A 12,007-nucleotide genomic window follows, 5' to 3' on the forward strand; every position below is an offset into this window, starting at 1 on the left:
AGTCGCGGTCGCCGAAGCGCCGTTCAGGCTGACATTCTCGAAGTTGCCACCTTCGACTTTGGTAACGGTCGCAGTGACAGTGCTTTCGTCCTTGTAGACGTCATCGACGTTGGTGTTCGGGACTTGCAGCGTGCCTTTACCGCTGGCATCGACGTTGACCTGATACTCAGTACCACCGACGTTCACAGTCAGCGTAGTAGCGCTGCCAGTCTGCGGCGGATTGCTCAGCTGGAAGTTGAAGGTGACGTTCGCGTCGCCTTCGTTCGCCGGAACGGCCGTCACCGTGACGGTAGTGGTGTCGATGGTATCGTTGATCACCGTCACCGCAGGGGTAGGGTCGATGGTAACGATCAGGCCATTGCCACCCGTGGTGCCGGTGATGCTGGCAGACAGCTGGCTACCGTCGATGTACGGCGTATCGTTGGGCGCGATGTCAACGTTGACGGTGCCAGTGGTCTGGCCAGCAGAGATCACGATGACGCTGCCGTTGGACAAGGTCACGACCAGGTCGCTGGTCGGCGCGCGGCCCACGGTGGCTGTATATACGATGACGCCACCCGCCTCGGTGATCGAAGGGGTGGCGCTGAGGGTCACACTAGTCGCGAAGGGTGCAGTGGTCGTGGTGGCGGCGGCAGCGTTAGCGTTCAGCGCGCCAACGGTGTTGGTCGCCAGCCCAGCGGCGAAACCGATGGGGCCGGTGGGGAAGCCGATGGTCGGATCGACCACCCCTGCGGTCTCTTGCAGCAGCACGAAGCTATGCCCGCCGCCAACCGAGCCACCACCGGCGGCAGCCGGGCCAGCTGCGGTCGCTTCAAGGTCGGTGGTCGGGTCAGCGCCGGCGGCAATGGCCTGTTGCAGCTCTTCGACCGAAGGCGCCTGCTGGGCCGTGGCCTCGCTCAGGTCAGTGACGCTGTCGGGAGCATCGGCGCTCCACTGGGTATCGCGACCCAGGTCGAGCAGCCGACCATCGGCCAATTCCAATGTGACCGCGCCGCCTGCACCGGTCTCTACATGTTCACCTGCGAACAGACGGTCGCCTTCGACTAGAACGCGTCGGATGCCTTCTGGGGATACAGCAATGACTTGGCCAACAATGCTTTTGACGATGGCGACAACAGTGCTCATTGGACTCTCCGGGCTAACCGTTCAGTGTGGCTTCCATGCCCGCTCAAGCACCTGCCGGCGGCGACCGATGGAATGTTTCAGTAATGTTTTTGACACTGATTGCGTCAAAAATACGTCTATAACTTATGGCGATTAACTTTATGCCAAACTATTGACCTTCTGGTTGCCATCCTAAACAATCGCCACCCTAATGTCACATTGATATTTGCCCTTAAACAGCCCTTTCTTTCGTATTAATCGCACTGCCTTTTCAGAAGCTTCCTACCCACGGAAATCGGGGTTGCCATTCTCCAGGGCAGGAATGGCTTCGGTCGTGATTTGGGACAACAGCAATCTCGGGAAATCAGCAATTATGCGTGCGCCACTGTTCACCGCTCTTCCTTTCGTTCTTGCCGCCTCGCTCGCTCAAGCACAAACCTTGCCCGAAGCCATGCAGAGGGCCCTCGACGTACACCCGGAAATCCAGGCTGGGGTGAATGCTCGCACCGCTGCGGACTACCAACTGCGAGCAGCCCAAGGCGGTTACCTGCCCAGGGTCGACGTGACAGCCGGTTATGGTCGCGAGGGCACCGACAGCCCGAGCAACGGTAATCGCTGGGAAACCCTTAACCGCGGCGAGTCCGCCATCCGCTTGCGCCAGATGGTTTTTGACGGCTTTGCCACCTCCAGCGAAGTCGGGCGTCAACAAGCCACCGTCAACGCTCGCGCCTACTCCCTGCTGGGTACCTCTGAGCGCACTGCGCTCAACGTTGCACAGGTCTATCTGGACGTACTGACGCGCCGCGAAATGGTGCGCCTGGCCGAAGAAAACCTGCGCAACCACGACCGTATCCTCGATCAGATCAAGCTGCGCACAGCCCGTGGCGTCGGCCGCATGGCAGACCTTGATCAGGCCGAAGCGCGCCAGGCCCAAGCCCGCAACAACCTGATCACCGAGCAGACCAACCTGGCCGACGCCAACACCAACTTCCTGAGCGTCGTGGGGCAAATGCCAGACGAGTTAAGCACGCCCACACCGTTTGTCGACTTGCTGCCAGCCAGCCTCGACGAGGCGCGCCATCAGTTGATCGAAGACAGCCCGATCCTGCGCTCGGCCGAATCGGATATCGCGGCAGCAGAAAAGCAGTACCAAGCAGCCAAGTCGACCTTCTACCCTCGTTTCGATGCCGAAGTCGGTCGCACCGCCGACAACAACCTCGACGGCACCGTCGGCCACAACAACGAGTGGCAGGCCATGCTGCGGATGAACTTCAATTTGTATGCCGGTGGCAGCAACAAGGCCGACCTGGAATCGAAGGCCTATTTGAGCAACCAGGCGCTGGATATTCGCAACAACGCCTTGCGCCAGCTCAATGAGGAGTTAGGCTTGGCATGGAATGCCCTGGAGAACGCCAATGCACAGCTGCCAATCGCACAGCAGTATGTCGATCACAGTACCCGGGTTCGCAGCGCCTACCAGCAACAGTTCAGCCTGGGTGAACGCACCCTGCTCGACTTGCTCGACAGCGAGAACGAAACCTTTACCGCCCAGCGTCGGTTGCTGGAGGTGAAGAACACACAGATGTTTACTCAGTACCGAATCAAGGCGACCATTGGCCAACTGCTCAAGAGCCAGGGCGTCGTAGCCCCTCTGGCGACCGTTGTGCAGAACGACCTGAAACCCAAGGTGAGCCTGCCAGGCATGAATTGATGGCGCACCTTGGACAACCCCTGCAAGGATGAAGAGGCGCCTCGTGGAATCCGAAGTCAGTCGAGTGCAGCTCAGTCACGATCCACGCAGTCAGCACGACGACCCATTGCTGGACAGTCTGTTGACCCTGTGTGTCCTGCATCAGAAGCCCGCTAGCCGGGCCATGCTCACCACCGGCCTGCCCTTGCCGGCCCAACGCCTGAACGCCGAGCTGCTGCCCCGTGCAGCGGCCCGCGCGGGGCTGCAGGGGCGCCTGCTGCAACGTAAGCTGGAGCAGATCCCGACCATCGCCATGCCAGCCATGCTGCTGCTCAAAGAGGGCCGCAGCGCCGTGCTGGTCGGTTGGGAGAACGACGACACCGCGCGCCTGTTGCTCAGTGAGAGCGACGGCGGTGAGGTACTGATCAGCCGTGAAGCCCTGCAGAGCGACTATACCGGCAAGGTATTCTTCGCCCAGCCGCAACACAAGTTCGACGTCAACCACGGTAACCTCATCCCGCGCGCGCGCTCGTGGTTCCGCGACACGCTGATGCGCAGCAAGTGGTTGTACATCGACGCCATCGCCGCCAGCCTGGTAATCAACCTGATCGCCCTCGGCGCGCCACTGTTCGTGATGAACGTGTACGACCGCGTGGTCCCTAACCAAGCCACCTCGACGCTGTGGGTACTGGCCATCGGCATCGGCATCGCGTATGTGTTCGACCTGGTGCTCAAAGGCTTACGCAGCCTGTGCCTGGACTTGGCGGGCAAGAAGACCGACCTGATCATTTCGGCCACATTGTTCGAGCGTATCGTCGGTATGTCGATGAAGTACCGGCCCGCGCGGGTAGGCAGCTTCGCCCAGAACATCCACGAGTTCCAGGGCCTGCGCGACTTCCTCGCCTCGCTCACCCTGACCAGCCTGATCGACCTGCCGTTCACCTTGCTGATCCTGATGGTGATCGCCATCGTCGGCGGCCACCTGGTATGGATCCCGGTCCTGGCCTTCCCGCTCGCCCTGGGCATTGGCTATGCCCTGCAAAAGCCCCTGATGGCAACCATGGAGCGCACCATGGCCCTGGCTTCGGAGCGCCAGTCGAGCCTGATCGAGACCCTCGCCGGACTCGACGCGGTCAAGGTCAACAACGCCGAAAGCGAACGCCAGTACATGTGGGAACAGACCCTCGGCACCCTCAGCCGCCTGGAGCTGCGGGTCAAGGTACTGTCGGGCCTGGCCATGAACATCACCTTGCTGATCCAGCAACTGGCTGGCGTGGCAATGATCTGCGTGGGCGTTTACCTGATCATCGACGGCAACCTCAGCATGGGCGGGCTGGTCGCCTGCTATATGCTCAGTGGCCGAGCCCTCGGTCCGCTGGGTCAGCTCAACGGTCTGCTGGCCCGCTACCAGCAGGCCAAGGTGACCATGGTCTCCACTGACCAGATGATGGAGCTGCCCCAGGAACGCAATTTCGAAGAGCGCCCGCTCAGCCGCCGTGTACTGCAAGGCGCCGTGGAATTCCGTGGGGTCGAGTTCACCTACCCGAACCAGCAGAACCAGGCGCTCAAAGGCATCAACCTAGTGATCAAACCCGGCGAAAAAGTCGGCATCATCGGGCGCAGCGGTTCGGGCAAGAGTTCCCTGGCCAAGCTGATCGTCGGTTTGTACGAACCGGACAACGGCTCGCTGCTGGTCGATGGCGTGGACATCCGCCAGATCGACGTCAGCGAGCTACGCCACAACATCGGCTATGTGCCGCAAGACATCCAGTTGCTGGCCGGCACGCTACGCGACAACCTGGTCAGCGGCGCCCGCTACATCGAGGACGAACTGATCCTGCAAGCCGCCGAGCTTGCCGGCGTGCACGAATTCGCCCGCCTGCACCCCGACGGCTACGAGTTGCAGGTCGGGGAACGCGGCCAGAACCTCTCCGGTGGCCAACGCCAGAACGTTGCCTTGGCCAGGGCACTGTTGCTCAACCCGCAAGTCCTGCTGCTCGACGAACCTACCAGCGCCATGGACAACACCGGCGAAGAACGCCTCAAGCAGCGCCTGGCCGCAGTGATCGAAGGTAAGACCGTGCTGCTGGTCACCCACCGCGCCTCGTTGCTGTCACTGGTTGACCGACTGATCGTCATCGATCGTGGTCAGATCGTCGCAGACGGCCCGAAAACCGCAGTCATGGATGCACTGAAAAAGGGGCAGATCAGTGTTGCATAAGTTGGATATGGGGCGTTTCAAGGACAATATGCGCCGCTACTTCAAGGGCTCCGAGTCGCTTGCCGGGCAGCCCCTGCCCGAAGTCAACAAGGCACTGATCGAAGATGCGCCACGCATCGTGCGCATGACCATCTGGGGCATCATCGCTTTCTTCCTGGCCATGATCGTCTGGGCCAGCGTGGCGCCGATCGACGAGGTGACACGCGGCGAAGGCAAGGCAATCCCGTCGTCCAAGGTGCAGAAGATCCAGAACCTGGAAGGCGGTATCGTCGCGCAGATCTACGCGAAGGAAGGCGAGATCGTGAATATCGGCCAGCCTCTGCTGCGCCTGGACGAAACCCGCTTCGCGTCAAACGTCGACGAGACCGAGGCCTCGCGCCTAGCCATGGCCCTGCGTGTGCAGCGTTTGACCGCCGAGGTGGACGACAAGCCGCTGCAGATCGACGAAGAACTGCGCAAGGCCGCCCCCAGCCAGGCCGCCAACGAACAGTCGCTGTATGTGAGCCGGCGCCAGCAGTTGCAGGACGAGATCAGCGGTCTGGAGCAGCAGTTGGTACAGAAACAGCAAGAACTGCGCGAGTTCACCTCCAAACGCGCGCAGTACGCCAACAGCCTGCAGTTGCTGCGCCAGGAAATCTCCATGTCCGAACCGCTGGTGGCCCAGGGCGCGATCTCGCAAGTCGAGGTGCTGCGCCTGCGCCGGGCCGAAGTGGAGAACCGTGGCCAGATGGACTCCACTTCGCTGGCAATCCCGCGCGCGGAAGCCGCGATCAAGGAAGTTCAAAGCAAGATCGAGGAAACCCGTGGCAAGTTCCGCAGCGAAGCGCTGACGCAGCTCAATGAAGCCCGCACCGAGCTGAACAAGGCCACCGCTACCAGCAAGGCATTGGACGACCGGGTCAACCGCACCATGGTCACCTCACCGGTACGTGGCATCGTCAAGCAGTTGCTGGTCAACACCATCGGCGGCGTGATCCAGCCGGGCAGCGATATCATCGAGATCGTGCCGCTGGACGACACCTTGGTGATCGAGGCGAAGATCCTGCCCAAGGACATCGCCTTCCTGCATCCCGGCCAGGAAGCAACGGTCAAGTTCAGCGCCTACGACTACACCATTTATGGCGGCCTGAAAGCCAAGCTCGAGCAGATCGGTGCCGACACCATCACCGACGAAGACAAGAAGACCACCTACTACCTGATTCGCCTGCGCACCGATAAAAGCCACTTGGGCACCGACGAAAAGCCCCTGTTGATCATTCCGGGCATGGTGGCCACGGTGGATATCATGACGGGCAAAAAGACCATCATGAGCTACCTGCTCAAGCCGATCATGAAAGCGCGTAGCGAGGCACTGCGCGAGCGATAGCAGCCTGGAAACGGACCGTTTTAGGAGCGGCCTTTCGCGACACAAGGCCGCTCCTACACAGACCGCATCCCGCTGCTCATATGCTTATACATTAAAGATATTTAAATCTTTCTTATTATGCCCTTATAGTCCACCCACTGCGTACGAGCCGACCAATCGGCGCGCCGCACGACTCGAACCCACACGGGAAATCCCCGTGCGTTTCTGAATCGTTGCGCGCCCTGAACGTCGCGCACTGCGTGGGAGTGAACAATGCCAGCCGCCTCGAACGCCTTGTCGACCAACGACAGCGCCCTGCCGCAAACCTTCGAAATCCGCCCGTTCTCCGGCGCCGTCGGTGCCGAGATCCTCGGCCTCGACCTGTCCCGACCGGTCAACGCCGAGGACTTCACCCGCATTCACCGTGCCCACCTGGACCACCATGTACTGGTGTTCCGCGACCAGCGCATCACCCCTGAACAGCAAATCGCGTTCAGCCGCCGCTTTGGCGAACTGCAGATCCATGTGCTCAAGCAGTTCCTGCTGGCCGGTCACCCCGAGATCCTGATCGTTTCCAACATCGTCGAAGACGGTCGCAACGTCGGTTTGGGTGATGCGGGCAAGTTCTGGCACTCGGACCTCTCCTATAAAGAGCTGCCGAGCCTGGGTTCGATGCTGCATGCCCAGGAGCTGCCCAGCGAAGGCGGCGACACCCTGTTCGCCGACATGCACAAAGCCTGGGACGCGGTGCCGGAAGCCCTGCGCAAGGTGGTCGAAGGCCGCGCTGCCGCCCACTCCTACACCGCCCGCTATGCCGAGACCAAGTTCGAAGGCAACTGGCGCCCCACCCTGACCGCCGAGCAATTGGCCCAGGTGCAGGAAGTCATTCATCCGGTGGTGCGTACCCACCCGGAAAATGGCCGCAAGGCACTGTTCGTCAGCGAAGGCTTCACCACCCGAATCGTCGGCCTGCCCGATGACGAAAGCCGTGACGTGCTGCAACAGCTCTACGCCCTGAGCGTGTTGGAACAGAACATCTACCGCCACCAGTGGCAGCCGCATGACCTGGTGTTCTGGGACAACCGCTCGCTGATCCACCTGGCCACCGGCTGCCCCGCGCACCTGCGCCGCAAGCTGTATCGCACCACCATCCAGGGCGATGCCCCGTTCTGACGACTGAGGAAAATCATCATGCGCAAATCCATCAGCCGCCTGACGGCAAGTATCGGCCTAGGCGCCAGCCTGGTCGTGGGCAGCCTGGCAGCCCCTGCCGTGGCCCAGGCCGAAGGCAAGATCCGCATCGCCGAGCAGTTCGGCATCGTCTATCTGCTGTTGAACGTGGTGCGTGACCAGCACCTGATCGAAAAGCACGGCAAGCAGCAAGGCATCGACATCGAAGTCGACTGGGCCCAACTGTCCGGTGGCGCGGCGATCAACGACGCGCTGTTGTCAGGCTCGGTGGACATCGCCGGTGCTGGCGTCGGCCCACTGCTGACCGTATGGGACCGTACCAAGGGGCGCCAGAACGTCAAGGCCGTGGCCTCGCTAGGCAACTTCCCGTACTACCTGGTCAGCAGCAACCCCAACGTGAAGACCATTGCCGACATCAGCGACAAGGACCGCATCGCAGTGCCGGCGGTGGGTGTCTCGGTGCAGTCGCGCTTCCTGCAATACGCTGCCGCCCAGCAATGGGGTGACCAGCAGTACAACCGCCTCGACAAATACACACTGGCCGTGCCGCACCCGGATGCCACCGCCGCGCTGCTGGCTGGTGGCACGGAGCTCAACGGGCACTTCTCCAACCCGCCGTTCCAGGACCAGGCCCTGGCCAACAAGAACGTGCATGTGGTGCTCAACAGCTACGACCTGCTCGGCCCCAACTCACCAACCTTGCTGTTCGCCACCGAAAAATTCCGCAAGGACAACCCAAAGACCTACAAAGCCTTCGTCGACGCTCTCGCCGAAGCCGCCGACTTCGCCCAGAAGGACAAGGCTGCGGCCGCCGACACCTACATCCGCGTGACCAAGGCCAAAATCGACCGCGACGTGCTGATCAAGCTGATCGACAACCCGCAGTACGAATTCACCGTCACCCCGAAGAACACCTACAAGCTGGCCGATTTCCTCTACCGGGTCGGCGCGATCAAGCACAAACCCGAATCGTGGAAGGACTACTTCTTCCAGGATGAACGCCCGTTGCAGGGGAGCTGACAGACCATGACCGCCCCATTGCCAGGCCACACGGCCAGCAACCTGAGCCGTGTCGCCACCCCACCGCTGCTGGCGGTGGACAACCTGAGCCTCGAATACCGCACCGCCCAGCGCGTGGTGCGGGCCACCCACCAAGTCAGCTTCGAAGTCGATCGTGCCGACCGGTTCGTACTGCTGGGCCCGTCGGGCTGCGGCAAGTCGACCTTGCTCAAAGCCATCGCCGGGTTCATCGAGCCAAGCGAAGGACAGATTCTGCTCCAAGGCCAAGCGGTGCGCGGCCCGGGGCCGGATCGCATCGTGGTGTTCCAGGAATTCGATCAACTGCCACCGTGGAAGACGGTCAAGCAGAACGTGATGTTCCCGCTGCTGGTGTCTGGCCAGCTCAAGCGGGCCGACGCCGAGGAACGTGCCCTGCACTACCTGGAGAAGGTCGGCCTGGCCGCCTTCGCCGATGCCTACCCGCACACCCTGTCGGGCGGTATGAAGGCGCGAGTCGCGATTGCCCGAGCGCTGGCGACCCAACCGAAGATCCTGCTGATGGACGAGCCGTTCGCCGCCCTCGACGCCCTGACTCGGCGCAAGATGCAGGAAGAACTGCTGCTGCTCTGGGAGGAAGTGCGTTTCACCCTGCTGTTCGTCACCCACTCCATCGAGGAAGCGCTGGTGGTGGGCAATCGCATCCTGCTGCTGTCGCCACATCCCGGCCGCGTACGCGCCGAAGTGCACAGCCACCAGTACGACATGGGCAGCCTCGGCGCCAGCGATTTCCAGGCCAGCGCCCGACGCATCCACCGCCTGCTGTTCGATGAAGCCGAAACACCAGAGCAAGCGCCCGACCTGGGTTTCAACGACATCCGCATCGCCTACTGACAGGAGCCTTGGCATGACGACGACACCTGCACGACAGGAATACGAAGTGCAGCTACAGCCCCTGCCCGGGGTGCCGCTGGAACGTGAACTGCCGGTGGTACTACGCCTGTGGCAACAGGGCTGGCTGCGCAAGGCGATAATACTGGTGCTGCTGGCGCTCCTCTGGGAGGGGGCGGCACGCGCCACCGACAACGACCTGCTGCTGCCCAGCTTCCTGCAAACCGCCGTGGCGTTCTGGGACGGTATGATCACTGGCGAGCTACCGGCCAAGGTCGGGGTTTCGCTGGTGGTGCTAATCAAGGGCTACGTGTTCGGCATCGTGCTGGCGTTCGGGCTGACCAGCCTGGCCGTCTCGACCCAGTTCGGCCGCGACCTGCTCGGCACCCTCACCTCGATGTTCAACCCGCTGCCGGCCATCGCCCTGCTGCCACTGGCACTGCTTTGGTTCGGGCTGGGCGACAACAGTCTGATCTTCGTGCTGGTGCATTCGGTGCTGTGGGCCCTGGCGTTGAACACCTACCAGGGTTTCCAGGGCGTTTCCGAAACCCTGCGTATGGCCGGGCGCAACTACGGCTTGCGTGGCCTGCGCCTGGTGCTGCACGTGCTGGTGCCGGCAGCGCTGCCGTCGATCCTGTCGGGCTTGAAGATCGGCTGGGCGTTCGCCTGGCGTACGCTGATCGCCGCCGAGCTGGTGTTCGGCGCCAGCAGCGGCAAGGGCGGGCTGGGTTGGTACATCTTCCAGAATCGCAACGAACTGTACACCGACAAGGTGTTCGCCGGCCTGGCGGTGGTCATCCTGATCGGATTGCTGGTCGAAGGGCTGGTATTCAATACCCTGGAGCGGCTAACGGTACGGCGTTGGGGGATGCAGCGCTAACCTGCAAGCGCGAGCTGGCGGCCGTATGAGGCAACCGGCGTCAACTGGGTCCAGCGTGCCCGGTGCAAGCGGGTTGTCCCGCGTAGCAAACGACGCCAGTCTAGGTCTGGTACTGCGCAGCTGCGTTGGCCAGTGTTCTGCCGATCTCTTCACGCAACGCGTTCGGCTGCTCCACCACCAACGCCTCTGCCTGACTCAACAGCCACCAGCGCAGCGGCCAGCCATCCACCACCGTGGCACGCAACCGGTGCCCCTGCTCCAGAGCCGTCAGCTGCATGTCGGCGCTCAACGGCGCCTCGCGCAACTGGCGCGCCAGCGCGTCGCTGACCCAGGCCTGCAACTCCATCCCTTCGCCGCAGGCCAATTGCGGCGAATCGCCGCGCAGATAGCCCTGCAGGTCGAAGTTGCCACGCAGCTCACCCACCGCGCTCGCGGACCAGTGCCAACCGAACGGAATACTCTTGTCATTGCGCTCCAACGGGAAGATCAGCGACAACTCGTTAAGGTCACGCTCGACGGTACGTTTGCTGACACTGAACCCCGCATCGCGCAGACGCCAGACCAGTTCGGCGCTGGTAATGCCGGGAGAGCGGCCGGGCAATTGGCGCAGCAAGGCCCATTGGCGGCTGAGGGTGGCGCGGGTAGTGGCGAACGGCAAAAGGAAACGTCCTTGTCTAGGCTTGCCGCTAGGATGGCGGCACAAGCGGGTCATGGCAATTGGCCACGGCCCGTTCAGATCAATGAAGACGCAATTGGTTGCCTGGGATCTGATCGTTCGCGACAGGTTTTGACGTGTCGTCGCGCAGAATCACGCGTCACGACAGTCGAGGTTGGGGCTGTGACGTTCAATGAGGATGAACATGTCTGCTGCCAGCAATATCCATTCACTGCTCGCACGCCTATTGCCCGAGCGCATCATCCCGCCGCCGGTACGCCCCGGCCAGCGTCATCGGTTGTTCGCGGGCATCGGACTGCCCAGCCAGCCGTCGCTGGACGCTGAGCGCTTCGGCTTGGTCGACCGTCTGGACGAGGCTGTCGACCTGCACGCAGTCTACACCGACCTATGCCAACAAGCGCTGCAGGGCAACGTGGCAGCGCTCAACGACTTGGGCTGGATCTGGCTCAACGGCAAATACTGGCGTGGCGACACGGTCTTGGCCGGACACCTGCTGCGGATGGCAGCGCTACAGGGCAATGCCGCCGCCTGGTTCAACCTCGGGCAGCAACATTACTTCGGCAAGGGTGTGGCCGTGTGCTACGCCAACGCCGCCGAATATTACCGCCACGCCTTCGAGCGCGGCCTGCTGCTTGCGGCAGCAGCCTTGGGCGATCTGTACGAAGAGGAAGTCTGCGACGGTGACCAAGACTGGGTGGTGGACCCGGCAGCGGCCTACCAATGGTTCCTGCGCGGCGCCCAGCGTGGCGACGCACGCTGCCGTTTCGAGGTGGGTTACCGGTTGCTGCACGGGTTGTACGTGGAACGCGACATCAAGGCGGCGTTGTACTGGCTGGAGCTGGCGGCAGCGACCGGGGTGATGCAGGCCGCCGAGGAACTGGCGGTACACTTCAGCCGCCGAGATTCGTCCCGCTACCTGGACTGGCGCGATCAGGCGATCCAGCTGGGCAGCACCCTGGCGCTGAGCATGAAGTTGGAAGACCAGATACAGCCGTGAGGCCCAGGCGCTGTCT

The 12,007-nt window shown here is 62.3% G+C and carries 10 protein-coding genes; 8 read left to right on the forward strand and 2 right to left on the reverse strand.

Annotated elements, in window-relative coordinates:
• Positions 1–1,125 (reverse strand): retention module-containing protein (locus tag ACNFIC_RS23420; protein ID WP_416782219.1); only part of this gene is annotated, 1,125 nt, incomplete at its 3' end.
• A gap of 352 nt (positions 1,126–1,477) precedes the next feature.
• Between ACNFIC_RS23420 and ACNFIC_RS23425 the strand changes: the two genes are divergently transcribed.
• The 7 genes from ACNFIC_RS23425 (at position 1,478) to ACNFIC_RS23455 (ending at position 10,318) form a co-directional block, all read left to right on the forward strand.
• A complete protein-coding gene (locus tag ACNFIC_RS23425; RefSeq protein WP_138221868.1) occupies positions 1,478–2,815 on the forward strand; it encodes a TolC family outer membrane protein in 1,338 nt (445 codons plus the stop codon).
• A gap of 43 nt (positions 2,816–2,858) precedes the next feature.
• Complete coding sequence (locus ACNFIC_RS23430) at positions 2,859–5,015, forward strand: type I secretion system permease/ATPase (protein ID WP_138221867.1); 2,157 nt, start codon at positions 2,859–2,861, stop codon at positions 5,013–5,015.
• A 7-nt stretch (positions 5,016–5,022) separates the two neighbouring features.
• Positions 5,023–6,381: an HlyD family type I secretion periplasmic adaptor subunit gene (locus tag ACNFIC_RS23435; protein WP_171031019.1), complete on the forward strand. Its 1,359-nt coding sequence runs from the start codon at positions 5,023–5,025 to the stop codon at positions 6,379–6,381.
• Between the two features lie 252 nt (positions 6,382–6,633).
• Positions 6,634–7,533: a TauD/TfdA dioxygenase family protein gene (locus ACNFIC_RS23440; RefSeq protein WP_416782220.1), complete on the forward strand. Its 900-nt coding sequence runs from the start codon at positions 6,634–6,636 to the stop codon at positions 7,531–7,533.
• A gap of 18 nt (positions 7,534–7,551) precedes the next feature.
• Positions 7,552–8,571: an ABC transporter substrate-binding protein gene (locus ACNFIC_RS23445; protein WP_138221832.1), complete on the forward strand. Its 1,020-nt coding sequence runs from the start codon at positions 7,552–7,554 to the stop codon at positions 8,569–8,571.
• A 6-nt stretch (positions 8,572–8,577) separates the two neighbouring features.
• Positions 8,578–9,441, forward strand: a complete 864-nt coding sequence (locus ACNFIC_RS23450) for an ABC transporter ATP-binding protein (protein WP_416782222.1) — start codon at positions 8,578–8,580, stop codon at positions 9,439–9,441.
• Positions 9,442–9,454: 13 nt separating this feature from the next.
• Positions 9,455–10,318, forward strand: coding sequence for an ABC transporter permease (locus tag ACNFIC_RS23455; RefSeq protein WP_416782223.1), 864 nt, complete (start codon positions 9,455–9,457; stop codon positions 10,316–10,318).
• A 100-nt stretch (positions 10,319–10,418) separates the two neighbouring features.
• Here ACNFIC_RS23455 and ACNFIC_RS23460 read toward each other — a convergent pair whose 3' ends face one another.
• Positions 10,419–10,976: a WYL domain-containing protein gene (locus tag ACNFIC_RS23460; protein WP_138221835.1), complete on the reverse strand. Its 558-nt coding sequence runs from the start codon at positions 10,974–10,976 to the stop codon at positions 10,419–10,421.
• 202 nt (positions 10,977–11,178) lie between these two features.
• On the opposite strand from ACNFIC_RS23460, the gene ACNFIC_RS23465 reads away from it, so the two are divergent.
• Positions 11,179–11,991: a tetratricopeptide repeat protein gene (locus tag ACNFIC_RS23465; protein ID WP_138221836.1), complete on the forward strand. Its 813-nt coding sequence runs from the start codon at positions 11,179–11,181 to the stop codon at positions 11,989–11,991.
• The last annotated feature ends 16 nt before the right edge of the window (positions 11,992–12,007 follow it).

Source organism: Pseudomonas sp. NY15463 (assembly GCF_048068415.1).
Classification (GTDB): Bacteria; Pseudomonadota; Gammaproteobacteria; order Pseudomonadales; family Pseudomonadaceae; genus Aquipseudomonas; species Aquipseudomonas mosselii_C.